The 15,222-nt window shown below is 71.5% G+C and carries 27 protein-coding genes; 26 read left to right on the top strand and 1 reads right to left on the bottom strand.

Annotated features, from left to right (window positions below):
* The first annotated feature begins 101 nt into the window (after positions 1–101).
* From EYA84_RS02215 to EYA84_RS02125, 19 genes are all read left to right on the top strand, one after another.
* Positions 102–548 (top strand): hypothetical protein, encoded by a 447-nt coding sequence (locus EYA84_RS02215; RefSeq protein WP_131051304.1) that lies wholly within the window; start codon positions 102–104, stop codon positions 546–548.
* On the top strand, positions 545–904 hold the full coding sequence (locus tag EYA84_RS02210) for a hypothetical protein (RefSeq protein ID WP_131051303.1): 360 nt from the start codon (positions 545–547) through the stop codon (positions 902–904). Before EYA84_RS02215 ends, EYA84_RS02210 begins: the two co-directional genes overlap by 4 nt.
* Positions 901–1,152, top strand: coding sequence for a hypothetical protein (locus EYA84_RS02205; protein ID WP_131051302.1), 252 nt, complete (start codon positions 901–903; stop codon positions 1,150–1,152). The genes EYA84_RS02210 and EYA84_RS02205 overlap by 4 nt, the downstream gene beginning before the upstream one ends.
* On the top strand, positions 1,149–1,553 hold the full coding sequence (locus EYA84_RS33295) for a hypothetical protein (RefSeq protein WP_236145557.1): 405 nt from the start codon (positions 1,149–1,151) through the stop codon (positions 1,551–1,553). Before EYA84_RS02205 ends, EYA84_RS33295 begins: the two co-directional genes overlap by 4 nt.
* Complete coding sequence (locus tag EYA84_RS02195; RefSeq protein ID WP_131051301.1) at positions 1,553–1,780, top strand: hypothetical protein; 228 nt, start codon at positions 1,553–1,555, stop codon at positions 1,778–1,780. Before EYA84_RS33295 ends, EYA84_RS02195 begins: the two co-directional genes overlap by 1 nt.
* Positions 1,777–2,148: a helix-turn-helix domain-containing protein gene (locus EYA84_RS02190; protein WP_131051300.1), complete on the top strand. Its 372-nt coding sequence runs from the start codon at positions 1,777–1,779 to the stop codon at positions 2,146–2,148. Before EYA84_RS02195 ends, EYA84_RS02190 begins: the two co-directional genes overlap by 4 nt.
* Positions 2,145–2,954, top strand: coding sequence for a DUF5131 family protein (locus tag EYA84_RS02185; protein WP_131051299.1), 810 nt, complete (start codon positions 2,145–2,147; stop codon positions 2,952–2,954). Before EYA84_RS02190 ends, EYA84_RS02185 begins: the two co-directional genes overlap by 4 nt.
* 122 nt (positions 2,955–3,076) lie before the next feature.
* The gene (locus EYA84_RS02180) at positions 3,077–3,907 is read left to right on the top strand and encodes a hypothetical protein (RefSeq protein WP_131051298.1); all 831 of its coding nucleotides are present in this window, start codon (positions 3,077–3,079) and stop codon (positions 3,905–3,907) included.
* Positions 3,904–4,611, top strand: coding sequence for an ATP-binding protein (locus tag EYA84_RS02175; protein ID WP_131051297.1), 708 nt, complete (start codon positions 3,904–3,906; stop codon positions 4,609–4,611). Before EYA84_RS02180 ends, EYA84_RS02175 begins: the two co-directional genes overlap by 4 nt.
* Positions 4,612–4,656: 45 nt before the next feature.
* Positions 4,657–5,634 (top strand): hypothetical protein, encoded by a 978-nt coding sequence (locus EYA84_RS02170; protein ID WP_131051296.1) that lies wholly within the window; start codon positions 4,657–4,659, stop codon positions 5,632–5,634.
* A 3-nt stretch (positions 5,635–5,637) separates the two neighbouring features.
* Entirely contained in the window at positions 5,638–5,865 is a 228-nt protein-coding gene (locus EYA84_RS02165) for a hypothetical protein (protein WP_131051295.1), read from the top strand.
* A complete protein-coding gene (locus EYA84_RS02160; protein ID WP_131051294.1) occupies positions 5,862–6,071 on the top strand; it encodes a hypothetical protein in 210 nt (69 codons plus the stop codon). Before EYA84_RS02165 ends, EYA84_RS02160 begins: the two co-directional genes overlap by 4 nt.
* Positions 6,068–7,294 carry a DNA cytosine methyltransferase gene (locus tag EYA84_RS02155; protein ID WP_131051293.1) on the top strand — a complete coding sequence of 409 codons (1,227 nt, stop codon included), beginning with the start codon at positions 6,068–6,070 and terminating at the stop codon, positions 7,292–7,294. Before EYA84_RS02160 ends, EYA84_RS02155 begins: the two co-directional genes overlap by 4 nt.
* A gap of 10 nt (positions 7,295–7,304) precedes the next feature.
* Positions 7,305–7,958, top strand: coding sequence for a hypothetical protein (locus EYA84_RS02150; protein WP_131051292.1), 654 nt, complete (start codon positions 7,305–7,307; stop codon positions 7,956–7,958).
* A gap of 25 nt (positions 7,959–7,983) precedes the next feature.
* Positions 7,984–8,235, top strand: a complete 252-nt coding sequence (locus EYA84_RS02145; RefSeq protein ID WP_131051291.1) for a hypothetical protein — start codon at positions 7,984–7,986, stop codon at positions 8,233–8,235.
* Positions 8,236–8,299: 64 nt separating this feature from the next.
* The gene (locus tag EYA84_RS02140) at positions 8,300–8,716 is read left to right on the top strand and encodes a hypothetical protein (protein ID WP_131051290.1); all 417 of its coding nucleotides are present in this window, start codon (positions 8,300–8,302) and stop codon (positions 8,714–8,716) included.
* Positions 8,717–8,754: 38 nt separating this feature from the next.
* Positions 8,755–8,991, top strand: a complete 237-nt coding sequence (locus EYA84_RS02135) for a hypothetical protein (RefSeq protein ID WP_131051289.1) — start codon at positions 8,755–8,757, stop codon at positions 8,989–8,991.
* Positions 8,992–9,005: 14 nt separating this feature from the next.
* Positions 9,006–10,001 carry a tyrosine-type recombinase/integrase gene (locus EYA84_RS02130; RefSeq protein ID WP_131051288.1) on the top strand — a complete coding sequence of 332 codons (996 nt, stop codon included), beginning with the start codon at positions 9,006–9,008 and terminating at the stop codon, positions 9,999–10,001.
* Positions 9,998–10,432, top strand: a complete 435-nt coding sequence (locus EYA84_RS02125; RefSeq protein ID WP_131051287.1) for an endonuclease domain-containing protein — start codon at positions 9,998–10,000, stop codon at positions 10,430–10,432. The genes EYA84_RS02130 and EYA84_RS02125 overlap by 4 nt, the downstream gene beginning before the upstream one ends.
* Positions 10,433–10,483: 51 nt before the next feature.
* On the opposite strand, the gene EYA84_RS02120 is transcribed toward EYA84_RS02125, so the two are convergent.
* Entirely contained in the window at positions 10,484–10,948 is a 465-nt protein-coding gene (locus EYA84_RS02120) for a hypothetical protein (protein WP_131051286.1), read from the bottom strand.
* Positions 10,949–11,045: 97 nt separating this feature from the next.
* On the opposite strand from EYA84_RS02120, the gene EYA84_RS02115 reads away from it, so the two are divergent.
* From EYA84_RS02115 to EYA84_RS02085, 7 genes are all read left to right on the top strand, one after another.
* Positions 11,046–11,459 carry a DUF6221 family protein gene (locus EYA84_RS02115; protein WP_131051285.1) on the top strand — a complete coding sequence of 138 codons (414 nt, stop codon included), beginning with the start codon at positions 11,046–11,048 and terminating at the stop codon, positions 11,457–11,459.
* The gene (locus tag EYA84_RS02110; protein ID WP_131051284.1) at positions 11,456–11,731 is read left to right on the top strand and encodes a hypothetical protein; all 276 of its coding nucleotides are present in this window, start codon (positions 11,456–11,458) and stop codon (positions 11,729–11,731) included. Before EYA84_RS02115 ends, EYA84_RS02110 begins: the two co-directional genes overlap by 4 nt.
* Positions 11,728–12,057 (top strand): hypothetical protein, encoded by a 330-nt coding sequence (locus tag EYA84_RS02105; RefSeq protein ID WP_131051283.1) that lies wholly within the window; start codon positions 11,728–11,730, stop codon positions 12,055–12,057. The genes EYA84_RS02110 and EYA84_RS02105 overlap by 4 nt, the downstream gene beginning before the upstream one ends.
* Positions 12,058–12,222: 165 nt before the next feature.
* Positions 12,223–12,561: a hypothetical protein gene (locus EYA84_RS02100; RefSeq protein ID WP_131051282.1), complete on the top strand. Its 339-nt coding sequence runs from the start codon at positions 12,223–12,225 to the stop codon at positions 12,559–12,561.
* Complete coding sequence (locus EYA84_RS02095) at positions 12,545–12,817, top strand: hypothetical protein (RefSeq protein ID WP_131051281.1); 273 nt, start codon at positions 12,545–12,547, stop codon at positions 12,815–12,817. Before EYA84_RS02100 ends, EYA84_RS02095 begins: the two co-directional genes overlap by 17 nt.
* A gap of 174 nt (positions 12,818–12,991) precedes the next feature.
* On the top strand, positions 12,992–13,540 hold the full coding sequence (locus tag EYA84_RS02090) for a hypothetical protein (protein WP_131051280.1): 549 nt from the start codon (positions 12,992–12,994) through the stop codon (positions 13,538–13,540).
* Positions 13,524–15,215, top strand: a complete 1,692-nt coding sequence (locus tag EYA84_RS02085; RefSeq protein ID WP_201272272.1) for a hypothetical protein — start codon at positions 13,524–13,526, stop codon at positions 15,213–15,215. Before EYA84_RS02090 ends, EYA84_RS02085 begins: the two co-directional genes overlap by 17 nt.
* Positions 15,216–15,222 lie beyond the last annotated feature (7 nt).

Genomic DNA, 15,222 nt, shown 5'->3' with positions numbered 1-15,222 from the left:
CTCCTGACCACGCCCGCCCGACGCCGTGCCGCCGCCCGCCGCGACGTGACCCGGCACGCCGACCTGCGCATCAAGCAGGCCCAGACCCGGAAGGACAAGCCGTGACCGACATCGACCTGGACCGCATCGAGGCGCTCACCAACGCCGCCACCGACGGGCCGTGGGTGGCCCACCCCGACGGGCTCGTGTGGACCGAGCAGCCGCGTATCGGTGACCCGGTGTCCGGCTCGACCGAGATCGCCGACGCCGAGTTCATCGCCGTCACCCGGACCGCCGTGCCGGTGCTGCTCGTCATCGCCGAGGCCGCCCGCTACGTGGTCGGGGACCGCCGATGCGTCGAGGGCGACTGCGACCACGCTGGCGAGGTAGACGACAACGCGGCCGACGACGCGCCGTGCCCGCTGGTCGAGACCCGATACGCCACCGCCGCCGAGCTGCTGGCCGTCATATCGCTGCTGATGAGCACGGACGGGGACGAGTTGGGCGACGACGAGGAGATCCCCGTGGGCGAGATCCGCCGGGTGCTCGCCGAGGCGGTGACCCGATGACGGGCATCACCCTGGCGGCCCTGCGCAACCGCCGCAACCAGAGCGCCGAGGACTACGTCGGCCGGCACCACACCGACACCGTCCAGACCGTCCCCGCCGGCTGGACGCCCCTGACCCCCGCCACCCGCCAACACCTCGCCCCGCACCACTACGCCGACACGGCGCTCCCCGCCGGCGTCGACCAGCCCACCGCCCACTTCGACCGGGCGGCCCTGAAGGCGGCCTGCGCCCCCATCCAGGGGCAGCCGCCCACCTGGCCCGAGGTGCTGGCCGCGCTGCGCGACGACATGGACCAGACCGCACCCACCGAGATCCTGCCCGCCGTCGGCGACGAGCAGGACGGGGCAAGCCAGTGAACGCCCCCACCGCCGCCCCGACGGTCACCCTCGCGCCCATCGACCTCCTCGCGCTCCAGCTGATCGCCGACGGACTCACCGTCGACCAGGTCGGCGCTCGCCTGCGGGTCGGCAAGTCCGCCATCCAGATGCGGATGTTCAGGCTCCGCGCCCGCCTCGGCGCGACCACCAACGCCCACGCCGTCGCCATCGCCTACCGCACCGGCCAGCTCACCGTCACCGCTCGTCCGCCGGAGCGTGCCGGGTGAGCCGTGACCAGGGCGCGGCCAACAGCGGACCGGTCCGGGAGCCCCGCCGCTGCGTGTGTGGGCGCCTGGAAACCCTCCACACGCTGCGGGATGGCCGCCGAGGTGGTCTGCCTCAGGTCGGCTGCAAGGGCTTCGAGGCGAGCAACGTCGTCCCGTTTCCCGGGGCCGGCACGATGCCGGCCCCGGGGCCCCGGGCGGTGCCCGCCGACCTCGACGCCATGGGCGAGCGGTACGTGGCGTACGCCGAGGCCCGCGACACCCCCGGCCGCGAGCACGAGACCAACCTCCTCGCCCGCGCCGTCGCCGACGACGCACCGGCGTGGCTGGGTGAGGTGGCCCGCGTCGAGCAGCTCCGCCGCGAGCTGGCCGACGAACTGAACCGGCTCCGGGGCGGCGCCTGATGGCCACCCGCCGCAAGCGCAGCCGCACCCGCCACCAGGTGCGGGTCCACCCGTACACGCCGTCCACGGTGTTGCCGGCGGATCACAACGGGCTGGTGCCGTGCATCTGCGGCCGGGCGAAACCCAACGCCGCCCACGACCCGGAGCAGGTGGCTGCGCAGGCCGCCGAGCGGGAAGCCGCTCAGACCGAACAACTCCGCCGACTCGGAGAGGACTCCGACCAGTGACCAGCCACCTGTACCGGGCCGTGTGGCCGATCCTTGACGACTCCCGGCCGCGCTCCGCGCTCGTCACCGAGGCGTCCGCCGGTCTCGACACCATGGCGCGCCTCGACGGCGCCCGCCTCACCGGCACCCCGACGTGGACGGTCGCCGGTAACCGGCTCGTCTGCGAGGTGCCCGCCGTGCCGCTGACCGACGAGCAGGTCGACACCTCCGACCTGGCCGACCGAGACGCGGTCGTGCTGCGGCTGGCCAGCCTGAACTGGTCGCTGCGGCAGATCGCCGCGACCACCGGCGTACCCCACTCCACCGTCCGCGACATCGTCGCCCGCCACGCCCGCACCTCGACGCCGGAAAGGACCCGAGCCGCATGAGCACCGCGATCGAGTGGACCGAAAAGACCTGGAACCCCACCACCGGCTGCGACCGCATCTCCGCCGGCTGCGACAACTGCTACGCCCTGACCCTGGCGAAGCGGCTCAAGGGCATGGGGTCGGCGAAGTACCAGACCGACGGCGACCCCCGCACCTCCGGCCCCGGCTTCGGCGTCGCCGTGCACCCGGACACCCTGGACGCCCCGCTGCACTGGCGCACCGGCCGGCGAGTGTTCGTCAACTCGATGAGCGACCTGTTCCACGCCCGGATCCCGCGCGACTTCGCGGCCCGCGTCTTCGCCGCCATGGCCGCCACCCCGCAGCACACCTACCAGGTGCTGACCAAGCGGCCCGAGCGCATGGCCCGCATCGTCAACGACGCCGCATGGCGGTCGTCGGTCTACCTCCACGAGAGCGTCCTCAAGCCGCGCGGCCCGGCGCGCGACATCCCGCCGTGGCCCCTGCCGAACGTGTGGCTCGGCACGTCGATCGAGTCCGACGAGCACGCCGGCCGCGCCGACCATCTGCGCGCCACCCCGGCGGCGGTCCGCTTCATCTCCGCCGAGCCGCTGCTGGGTCCGCTGCCGTCGCTCGACCTGGCCCGCGTCGACTGGTTGATCGCCGGTGGCGAGTCCGGGCCGGGCGCCCGACCGATGCACCCGGACTGGGCGCGCGACCTCCGCGACCGCTGCCAGGCGGCCGACGTCGCCTTCTTTTTCAAGCAGTGGGGCGGCCGCACCCCCAAGGCCAACGGCCGCGAGCTCGACGGCCGCACCTGGGACCAGTACCCCGCCGTCCCCGACTGACGCGGTCGGCCGGGTCCCCACCCGGGCCCGGCCGCTGTCAGGACGTTAACCCCGCGCCGCTGCTCGTATCAGTGGCGCACCACAGCAACACAGCAGCACCACATAGACCAGGAAGGCACGACGTGGCCCGGATTCGCTCCATCAAGCCGGAGTTCTTCACCTCCGAGGTCGTCGCCTCGGTGCCGATCTCGGCCCGGCTCACCTTCATCGGGCTGTGGACGCACGTCGACGACAACGGCGTCACCGTGGACAACCCGAAGCTCATCACCGCCGCGCTCTGGCCCCTCGAAGACGACCCTCGCGAGGCTCTCGCGAGAACCTCCGGAGACCTCGCGAGTCTCTCTACGGCCGGTCTGATCCAGCGCTACGAGGCATCCGGACGCCAGTACCTGTACATCGTCGGCTGGGACGAGCACCAACGCGTCTCCCACCCGAGCAAGGCCCGCTACCCGCGCCCCACCGAGCCGCCCACCAGCGGAAACGAGCCCGAACCGGCACCCTCCGGAAACCCTCCGGAGAACCTCCCGAGCCCTCCCGAGAACCTCGTCCCTGAGCAGGGAGCAGGGAGCAGGGAACAGGGAACAGGGAACAGGGATAGTGCGCCGCGCAAGCGCGGCACCCGACTCCCCGACGACTTCGCCGTCACCGACGAGATGAAGGCGTGGTTCGCCACCAACTGCCCCGGCGTCAACGGCTCCCGCGAGACCGAGAAGTTCCGCAACTACTGGCGGTCCGCCGCCGGCCAGAAGGGCGTGAAGCTCGACTGGCCCGCCACCTGGCGCAACTGGATGCTCACCGCCGCCGAGCGCGGCAGCAGCCCCATCACCGGCTCCAGGACCACCGGCGCTAACCGCCACACCGACCAGCGCGGCGGCGGCCACGACCCGAACCCCTTCCGCACCGGCGAAGCCGTCGCCACCTACGCCAGCCAGACCACCGGGAGCAGCCGATGACCACCACCCCGATCCGCTCCGACCTCGCCGCCTGGCAGGCCCGCATCGCCCGCCACGCCACCATCACCGACGACACCCCCACCCTGGAACAGCTCCAGCTCGACGCCGACCGCGCCGAACTCGCCGCCATCCAGTCCCGCCAGGCCGCCAACCGGGCCGTCGTCTACACCCGCCGCCGCCCCTCCCGCTACGCCACCGCCACCTACGACCGGCTCCGCACCGACCAGAACCCCAACGGCAAGGTCTCCCGCTGGTGGGCGACCGGACCCCGCACCCTCGTGCTCGCCGGCCCCACCCGCACCGGCAAAACCACCGCCGCGTACGCCATCGCCAACGACGTCCACCACCAGGAGCAGTGGGTCATGGTGTGGACCGCCGCCGACCTGTCCGCCGCACTCAAGCCCGACAGCGCCGAACCGCTCGCCTACGACTACGCCACCACCTGCCCGCTGCTCGTCATCGACGACCTCGGCCGCGAACGCGTCACCGACTGGTGGCTGGAGCAGCTCCAGCGCATTGTCGACCACCGCTGCGCCCACGAGCGTCGGCTCATCGTCACCACCAACACCGGCGCGTCCGCTGCGGCCGTCTACGACGAACTGGCCGAGCGCTACGGGCACCCGGTGGTCGAGCGGCTCCTCGACGGCGGCGGACTCCTGGTGCTCGACGGCCCGCCGGTGAGGCAGGTGACCGCCGAGTGGTGACCACCCTGCCCCCCGCCACCAACCCCGCCGCCTGAGGAGCCCGCCATGACCACCGAGCAGACCACCGGCCGCGACGCCGTCGCCGCCATCGACGCCGTCCTCGCCGAGACGGCCCACCCCCAGCCCCACAGCTTCGCCGCCTACATGACGGCCGTCGAACGCGACCAGCTCGACGCCCGAGCCGCCACCGCCGAAGCCGAGCGCGACGAGGCCCTCGCCACCCTCACCGACGTGTGGCACGCCCTCAACGCCGGCGGCGCGACCGGACCCGCCACCGCCGCCGACCACATCACCCGCCTCGCCGCAGCCCGCGACGCCGCCCAGGTCGACGCCGCGCAGTGGGGTGCACGCGCCGCCCAGCACGCCGAACAGCGCGACAGCCTCCAACGCGACCTCAACGGCGCCGGTGCCGAACTCCGCAGCGCACTCCGTGCCAACCGCGAACTCACCGCCGAACGCGACAACCTCGCCCAGGCCTTGGAACACGCGGAGAGCGTCCGCATCGACCGCGACGACAGCGTCTGGTCGCCCCGCCCCGACGGCCGCTGGTACACCCGCTACCTCGACCCGATGACCCTCAACGAGATCGAAAACGCCTTCGGGCCGACCCGCGCTGGTCTGTTCATCGCCCTCGACGACGAGCAGGACGAAGAGCAGGACGATGCTCCGGTTCCGGCCGGGCCCGCGCAGGAGCCGATCCGCCCCGCCGACTGGGAGCAGCAGGCCGTCGGCGCCGTCCAGGCCGCCCTCGCCGACGCGTGGGGCCACCTCGCCGAGGACCCCGTCCACACCGAGCAGATCGCCATCACCGCCGTCCGGGCCATCATCGACGCCGGACTCGCCGGGCCCGGCGGACGCTGCCGCCAGTGCGGCGCCACCTACCCGCGCACCCTGCCCGCCGGACAGGACCCGCTCTGCTGGACGTGCGACACCGGCGACCAGTCCGGCCCGGACCAGCCCGCGCAGGAGTCACACGACGCCGCACAGGAGCAGCACAGCGCGCCACAGACGACGGAGGGCTGACCGGTGACCTGCGACGTCTGCGGGCTCCCCGACCGCTACCGAGGCCAGGGCGACGGCATCGGCTCCTGCGACTGCCCCCGCTGCGACTGCGGGGCGGCGTCCGGCTCCCAGTTCTGCACCTGCGAGCCGGACGACGTGGACGACCAATGGCCACCCGACGACGAGCCGTGGCCCGACGACGTGATCGCCCGACCCGTGGAGACGGTCGAACTTGACGGGATCAGCCGATGACCGCGCCCGTCTGCGGCACCCCCGGCTGTGACCGGCCCGCCGTCGCCACCGCTACCACCAGCCCCACCGGCATCCGCATCCGCACCGACCGGCTCACCGACCCGCGCACCGCACAGGCGTGGGCCGACGACCTGCGCTGCTGGGGATGCGTCACCGCCACCGTCGACCACCACCTCACCACCGCGAACACCCGGGAGACGACGTGAACCTGGACCTGTACGCCGGAGCCGGAGGCTGGGACGAAGGAGCCCGCCACCTCGGTCTGTCGACCGTCGGCCTCGAACTCGAACACGACCCGTGCGTGACCGCCGTCCGTGCCGGCCACCCCCGTGTCCGCTGCGACATCGCCACCTACCCCACGCGCCCGTTCGTCGGCCGCGTCACCGGCCTGATCGCCTCCCCGCCCTGCCAGGCCTGGTCCATGGCCGGGAAGCGGGCAGGCGAGCAGGACAAGGCGCGCGTGCACCAGCTCGTCGACGACTACGCCGCCGGAGCCGACCACCCCGGCGACGGGTGGGCCGACCCGCGCTCGCACCACGCCGCGCAGCCCGTCCGCTGGATCCGCGACCTGCGCCCCGAATGGGTGACCCTGGAGCAGGTGCCGCCCGTCATCGACCTGTGGCGCCACATCGGTGACGTGCTGCGCGGCTGGGGCTACAGCGTGTGGACCGGTGTCCTCAACTCGGCCGACTACGGGGTACCGCAGACCCGCCGACGGGCCATCCTCATCGCCTCCCGCGTCCGGCCCGTCTACCAGCCGGAGACCACCCACGAACAGAACCCTCCCGACAACGCCCTGTTCGGTGCCCGGCAGCCGTGGGTGTCCATGGCGCAGGCCCTCGGCTGGGACGGCGTCGACCGGCCCGCCCGCACCATCTGCGGCGACCGGTCGCCCCGCTGGGCGTACGGGCAGGGCAACAGCTACGCCACCGGCTGGACCCTCGACCGGCGCACCATCAGCCGCGGCCCGGCGGGAACCCGGGTGCCGGTGGCCCCGGTGGAGGTCGAGCGGCCCGCACCGACCGTGACCAGCCAGACGGGCTGCCAGTGGGTGCTGCGGAACAACACCAACGACAACGCGTGCACCCGCCGCCTCGACGAACCCGCCGGAACCCTGTTCTTCGGCGCCCGCCTCAACAACGTGTCCTGGGTTCGCGAACGACCCGCCACCACCGTCCAAGGCGACCCCCGCATCGGCCGGCCGGGCCACAAGGACCGCGAAGGCGGCGAATCACAGTTCGAGCAGGACGCCCTCCGCGTCACCGTCGAGCAGGCCGCGATCCTCCAGTCGTTCCCCGCCGACTACCCGTGGCACGGCAACAAGACCAGCCAGTTCCTCCAAGTCGGCAACGCCATCCCGCCCGGCCTCGCCGCCCCGGTCCTCGCCGTCGCCGCCGGCATCACCACACCCGCCCGCATCGCCGCCTGAGGGAGCACCGTTGACCCCGCACCACTGGCACGCCACCGCCGCCGCCTGGGCCCTACACCAGGCGCGCGGCACCCTCACCACCCGCGCCGAAGCCGAGCGCCGCGTCATCGTCGCCGAACTCCTGGAGCCCCCGTCGGTGCTCCGCTCCCCGGTGTGGGGCCGACGCGGCGCCCTCGGCGGACACAGCGACCCCACCACCACCGCCCTGATCGACGCTGAGCGCCCCGCACGCCGCAACCGGTACGCGGAACTGGCCGCCGACATCACAACCCGTCTGGCGCTCCCTGCGGGCCACCTGCCGGGCGACGGCGACCCGCTCGACCGCATCACCACCGCCATCCCGGCGATGCTGCCCGGCACCGCCGCCGCCACCACGACACTGCTCGTCCGGCTCGACGACCGGATCCGCCGCGAACTCCGCATGGGCCCGGCACGCCGGCTACTGACCGGCCGCGAATGCCCGGCCTGCCGGCATCGGCTCGTCTACGAGCAGACCCTCGGCCCCACCGACGCCTGGACCGTCGTCTGCGGCGCCGACTGCCGCTGCACCGGTGTCGGCTGCCGATGCGGGCAGCCCGGCGCGGTGGAGGGTGTGCCGCACATCTGGCCCCGCGCCGCCGTCATCGGCGCGGTCGCGGGGGCCACGCCGAGCCCAACCACCTGACCCGCACCGACCGAAGGAGAGACCGATGAGCACCTGCGCGATCGTCACCGAATTCCTGGGCATCACGCTCGACCCCTGCGGCCTCGACGCCACCCACGCATCCGTTGGCCGTTGCGAACGCGGACACACCCGCGAGCGGCTGATCTGCTCGAACCACGCCTCTGCGTTCGCCGCCGTGCCGACGGCTGTTGTGTGCCAGCAGTGCGACGACGAGGGCCACGAGACGCAGATGGTCGTGACCGTCAGCGCGCTCGACGAGACCCAGATCCGTCGCTGACCCGCTCTGGCCCGGGGTGTGGCCGCGCACCCCGGGCCCCCGACCCGACCGAGAGGACCGACCGATGAGCGAGGCCAGCCGCCCCTGCCGCTACTGCGTCGCCAACTGGACCGAGATCACCACCCGACACAAGATCCCCGGCGCCGACCCGATTCTTCCCAGCGCCGAGGACTGCGAATTCGACCACCGCGACGACCCGCGCGTCTACGACCTCGCCACCGCCATGGCCCGAGTCATGCAGGACCGGAACCCGAGCGACGCCCAGATCGCCTACTTCCTCGGCGACGCTGACGACGTGGTCGACGACTTCGACCCGACGCCCGACCGGTGGCGGGTGCGGAAGCTGCCGGAGAGCGCTCGCGATCACGAGCAAGGCATCGAGGCCCGGCTGCGGATCAACGACGTGACGTATGTGGCGCTCGAAGGCGGCAAGGACAGCAGGGGCTCCGTGGTCAAGCTGACCGAGTTCCGCTCCTGGTGATGCCCTCAGAAGTGCCGTTCTGTTGGTAAACTAAGGTCGTGATGGATCCCGAAATCGACAGTGATCGAATCGCCGAATCCCTATCTCGCGTCGCCGTGAAGGCCACCGGAGCGAGCGACCAGATGCGTGCGGCGTGGGCCAACGTCCAGCCGGCGGTTGACGCCGCAGCCTCTGCCCTCGACGGTTTCGGCTCGCAGCTCAAGCTGGCGCACGAGGAGTACCAGGAGAAGCTGGCCGAGTTCGCTATAGCGCGGGGATACCGCCGAATCCTCTAGTCGAAGGCAGCGAGATGACCGCAGTCCAAGACCTCGCATTCGTGCAGCGCGACCAGGCGGACCACATCGGCCGCCTGGTCGCCGCATTCCTCGCCGGACGCCGCAGCAAACTCACCGCCGAGACGTACCGCCGCGACCTCACCAACTGGCTCACCTGGTGCCACGCCAACGCCGTCGACCCCCTCGACGCGTGGCCCGCCCACATCCAACTCTGGCTCGCACACCACGCCCGCCGGGGCGAGGCCGGCACCTCCCGCGCCCGCCGCCTCGGCGCAGTGTCGTCCTGGTACGGCTGGCTCATCCGCCACCAGGCCGCGCCCCGCAACCCCGCGCTACTGGAACGCGAAGAACGCCCAGTCCGCGCACCCCGCAAAGCCCCCGCCCTGTCCGACGCCCAGACCGGCGCCATGCTCGCCGCCGCCGACGCCGACAGCCCCCGAGCCGCCGCCATCGTCTACCTGCTGCTCTTCACCGGCATGCGGGTCGGTGAGCTGCTCGGCGCGACCACCGCCGACCTCGGCGAGACGCGCGGACACAGCGTCCTGCACATCCAGGGCAAGGGCGGCAAGGCTCGTTCAGCCTCGCTGGTGCCGCCGGTGCTGCTGCGACTCCACGCCTACCTCGCGCAGCGTCCCGACGTCGCCGGTGCCGCGCTGGTACCCGTCGGACAGGCCGGAGCCGGGAGCCCTCGCCCCCTGGTCGCCACCGCGAACGGAAACCGCCTCGACCGCAAAGAGGTACGCCGGCTGCTGCGGAGACTCGCCAGAAAGGCGGGGCTACCTGAGGTGCTTGCCGACCGGATCAGCCCACACAGCGCCAGGGCTACGTACGCCACCGCCTCGCTTGACGCCGGGGTTCCCGTGCGCGACGTCCAGTACGCGCTGGGCCACGCCTCACCGGTCACGACCGAGGGCTACGACAGGTCACAGTTGTCGCCGGACAGGTCACCCGCCTACCTGCTCATGCAGCGGTTCAGCGTCACCCAGCACGAGAACGGAGCGACCCCATGACCGTTGATCCGGCCTGCTGGTCATGGCCCGTGCGCCCCGTGGCCGAACTCGTCGACTGCGCCCTCGGCGGCATCCTCGCCGGGTTGAGCCCCTTCGCGCGGGAGCTGATTCTGGAAGGCCGCAACGACGGCCTCATGGCCATCGAGCAGTGGCAGCAGCAGCGGTGCGCCGTCTGCGGCATCCACCAGCTCGGCCAGCTCGTGCTCGACCACGACCACATCACCGCCCTGGTGCGCGGCTACCTCTGCCGGTCCTGCAACGTCCGCGAGGCACACACCTTCGGTCCGTTCGAGCTGTACCGCCAACGCAACCCGGCCACGATCCTCGGCGTGACCACCGTCTACGAATCGATCCTTGGTCCAGCCCGGCCCGCAACTCCGGTCGACCCGGACCTCTGGCACAAGAACCCGGCCGCCGGGATCGGCCTATAGCCGCATCGGCCCCGGGCGCCGATCGCAACCCGGGGCCGAACCGCAGTAGGGCTACGCCCCACCGAGCCGCTTCTCAGCCGTCCGCTGAAGGGTGTCCGGGATGTATGGGAAGTACTCGTTGGCGTCCCCGAGCCAGTGCTGGGTCTCCTCCTCCTGGAAGTGAGGGCGCGCCTCCTCGTACCACGGCACTTGCAGCCGGCGGAAGAGATCAACGAACTTGTCGAAGTCGCCGACCCGGTTGGTTTCGGGTACTCCCCGTACCGGCCCCATGCTCAGCCAACTGAGTAGTAGGGCGACCCCTGTGCCCCCCAGGAAGTTGCTCAGTTCGAGGCTCTCCCGGTATTCGGAACGGCTGCCCGGATCGCAGGTCCGGCCGCCGGTGGACTTGTGCACGATTAGGAAGTCCGTGAACTTGTCGTCCTCGCGGCGCCACATCACGAGCGACATGTTGGGGTCGGTGATCAGGTCGGGGCATCGGTCGCATTGCCAGGACTGGAGAGGTTCGGTGGTATTCATGTCGCTCCAAAAGGGTCAGGGCGAGGCGTCTCGGGTGACCCTACTGAGAGCGTTCTGTCCAGGGTGAACGCGGCCCGGGGTCGCTACGATCAGATTCGTGGATGACCTGGTGACCTGGCTGCGCGCCCAGCTCGACGAGGACGAGCGGGTGGCCACCGCTGCCCGCCAAGCCGCCCCGGGCGCCTGGGTGAGCATGTACCGCGACGTGCACGCAATCGATTCGCAGGCGGGCTCCACCAGCCGCGTACTCACTGCCGACACCGGCGTCCTGGCTGTTCATGCCGCCCGCCAAGACCCGGCCCGCGTGCTGCGCCGAGTGACCGCCCAGCGGCGCATCCTTGACCTTCACACGGGAGCCCACGAGTGCTCCACGCTGGTCTACCGGCAGGGCGTGCCGGAGGTGGACGCCTTCTCGTACGTCCTGGAGACCGAGCACTGCACCACCGTGCTGCTGCTCGCCGCCGAGTACGCCGACCAGCCCGGCTACCAACCAGAGTGGCGGCCCGAGTGAACGGCCGCCTGATCAGCGACGACCTGCGCGCCGCCATCTGCGACTGGGCCCGCACCAACAACCTCAACCCCGGCGACATCCCCGTCTCAGCCGACATCACCATCAACGAGCAGGCCAACACGATCACCACCGAAGTGTGGGTCCGCCGCGAAGGCAAGCTGGTCGTGCTAGGCAACGAGGCGTTGCGAACCTCGGTGACCGTTCCCCTGCTCACCAGACCGCCGGACAGCATCGCCCACCGGCTGACGTTTGCGGGCAGGCCGACCGCATGACCGAACACTGCCCCGCCTGCCGCGCCAAGCTGCCCCGCTCCGGCCGCTGCCCCGGCCTCGCGCCACTCATCGAACGCGACGGCCGGCTCTGGGGCATCGCCGCGCAGATTGCCCACGCCCTCGGCGGCGCACGCAGAGACGTCACGGAAAGCATGGTCATCAACTGGCGGGTACGCGACGGACTACCCAGCTACCGATTCGGCCGAACGGTCTATCACGCCCTCGACGAAGCAGCCCCCATCGAGCTGGCCAAGCGGCTCACCAAGGAACAGACGGGCAAGGGCCACCCGCGTCGACTTGACGTTGGCCTGGTCACCGCAGCATGATTTGATCAGTCGTTGTCGTAGGCGACGTATGCCCACAGCCCGGTAGAGGTCGACCGTCAGGTCCCCGCCGGGCTGTTGCGCGTCCAGGGTCGGGACGCAGGGGTGGTGGGAAAGCGGGCAGGCTGCTGGGCGAGGCGGCCTGCCCGCACACCTCCGGAGGTGGACATGGCCCGAGCGCTCAAGGTCTGCGCCGCGCCTGGCTGCCCCACGCTGGTCGCCAAGGGTCGCTGTGGCACCCACGCCCGACAGACCGACCAGGCGCGCGGCACCCGACAGCAGCGCGGCTACGGGCCGGAACACGAGGCCGAACGCCGCCGCTGGCAACCCGACGTGGAAGCCGGCCGGGTCGACTGCCACGCCACCACCTGCGTGATGCCCAGCCGCCGCATCCAACCCGGGCAGGACTGGGACCTCGACCACACCGACGACCGGCGCGGATACCGAGGCCCAAGTCATGCCCCGTGCAACCGAGGATGGAGACGCGACCGTGCCACGCACCCCTGACCAGGTGGCCGCCGACGAAGCGCTGACCGCCGCGATCGAGCAGGCTCTCCACGCCTACTCCGACGGCGAGCCGTGGGTGCTCACCGAGTACGTCGTCGTCACCTCGCAGCACAGGTTCGACGACGACGGCGAGGGGCTGACCGCCGTCGGGACCCTGTACCGGGACGGTGATGTTCCGCTGCACCGCGCGCTCGGCCTGGTCGACTACGCGGCAGTCCGGATGCGGAAGCCCGCCGCCGAAGACGACGAAGGCTGAATGTCACCCTCCGTGACGGGGGGTGGGGGGTGACCCCCACGGCAGGCCCCTGACCAGGACCGCCGGGGAGGGCTCTCCCTGGTCCGCAGGGTTCAAACGTTCAGAACCAGCTCCGGCCGTCACGCGATGTGACGGCCTCCCGATGCCGCGCGATGCGGTTGAGGAGTGATCGACATGACGCGTGGGGGTGCCCGCAACCGGTCGGGGCCGCAGCCGGATGAGACCTCGCTCAAGTCGGCGAAGATCGGCTACGTCCTGACCGCTCTGCCTGCGGCCGGGTATGACGGTCCGGTGCCGGAGTTCCCGCTGCCGAAGGTGATCGTCTGGTGGGAGCACTTCGAGGACAAGCAGAAGGTCCGCGAGGTTGACGACAACGCCACTGAGGCGCGCAGGGAGCGTGAGCTGGCGCTGTGGGAGTGGGTGTGGCGTACGCCGCAGGCTTGCGCCTGGTCGTCGCAGCCGTGGCGCTGGCACTCGGTGGCGATGTGGGTGCGCACGTCGGCGTTGTGTGAGTCGGCCGAGGCGACGGCGGCGGACAAGAACAGCCTGCACCGCTTCGCCGACCAGATCGGGTTGACGCCGGCCGGGTTGAAGGAGAACGGCTGGAAGGTCGCCGAGGTGGAGGCACCGGAGGCGAAGCGGCCTGCGGTGAAGAAGGCTGCGGCGCCGGCACGGAAGGCGGCAAGGGACCGCTTCCAGGTCATCGATGGCGCGGCGGGTTGAGCCCGAGCCGGTCGGTCAGTTCGTTGTCGACTTCCCCACCCTGTTCGTCACGGTCGACTGGATCGAGGCGCACTGCGTCGTCCCGGATGGGTTCCGGCGCGGCCAGCCGTTCGAGATGTACGACTGGCAGGCGTGGTGCACCCTGAGTCACTACCGGGTGCGTGAGGACGCCGAGTGGATCCCGGAGGATCCCCTGCTGGGGACCGCCTTTTTCTTTCGCCGGTCGCAGATCATCGCGCCGCAGAAGATGGGCAAGGGCCCGTGGTCGGCGTCGGGGTGCAGCGTCGAGGCGGTCGGGCCGTCGGTGTTCGCCGGCTGGGCCGGGCGGGGCGACGGGTGGGCGTGCTCGGATCACGGCTGTGGCTGCGGGTGGGAGTACGAGTACGCCCCGGGTGAGGCGATGGCGATGCGGCACCCGTCGCCGCTGATCCAGATCACGGCGTTCGCCGAGGACCAGACGGACAACATCTACCGCCCGTTGAAGGCGATGATCCGGCAGGGCCCGCTGGGTGACCTGCTGCGGGTGGGTGAGGAGTTCACCCGGATCGTCGACCGGGAGGATGGCCGGATCGACGTGGTGACGTCGTCGGCGCAGTCCCGGCTCGGTAACCCGATCTCGTACGCCCCGCAGGATGAGACGGGCATCTGGACGCGGCAGAACAAGATGATCGGGGTCGCGGACACCCAGCGGCGCGGCCTGGCGGGTATGCAGGGCCGGTCGCAGGAGACGACGAACGCCTTCGACCCGACGCAGCAGTCGCAGGCTCAGCTCACCTACCAGTCGAAGCGTCCGGACATCTTCAAGTTCCACCGGCCTCCGCCGAAGCACCTGAAGTACGAGCGGAAGGCGGACCGGCGAAAGATCCACGCGGCGGTGTATGCGGGGGCCCGGCATATCAAGCTGGACTCGATCGAGGCTGAGGCCGAGGAGCTGATCGAGAAGGGCGACCTGGCGCAGGCCGAGCGGTTCTTCGGCAACCGGATGCGAGCCGGCGCCGGGGTGTTCCTCGACGGCCAGGCGTGGAAGGCCCGCCGCAAGCCCCGGCCGGTGCCCGACGGGACGCCGGTGGTGCTCGGCTTCGACGGCTCGGACCTGGACGACTGGACCGGATTCCGGGCGGAGACGGCCGACGGCTACCAGTTCACCCCGCTGTACGGGCCTGAGGACTCCGAGCTGCCGACGGTGTGGAATCCGGCGGACTGGGGTGGCCAGGTGCCCCGCCAGGAGGTTCGGGACGCCCTGGCGGAGCTGATGCGCCGGTTCGTTGTGGTGCGGCTGTACGCGGACCCGCCGTACTGGTCGACGGAGGTCGACGAGTGGGCGGCGGAGTACGGGGAGAAGCGGGTGATCCGCTGGTACACGTCGCGGCCGTTGCAGATGCAGGCCGCCGCTGACCGGCTGCACACAGACGTGACGAAGAAGGGCTCGACGTTCACCCACGACGGGTGTCCGCTGACGCAGGCCCACGTCGAGGCCACGCACAAGGAGCCCCGGCCGGGGAAGCGGTACAAGCTGACCAAGCCGGAGGACGGCCGGAAGATCGACATGACGGTGGTGTCGATCCTGGCGCATGAGGCGGCCGGCGATGTGACCGCGGCGGGGTTGTGGCCGCAGCCGGAGCTGCCGTCGAGGATGGTCGTCTTCCGCAGCAGGAGCCGAGCGGGAAGGAGGTAGGGCGGTG

Source organism: Verrucosispora sp. SN26_14.1, from assembly GCF_004307965.1.
Lineage (GTDB): Bacteria > Actinomycetota > Actinomycetes > Mycobacteriales > Micromonosporaceae > Micromonospora.
This window is presented reverse-complemented; position numbering and strand designations above follow the sequence as displayed.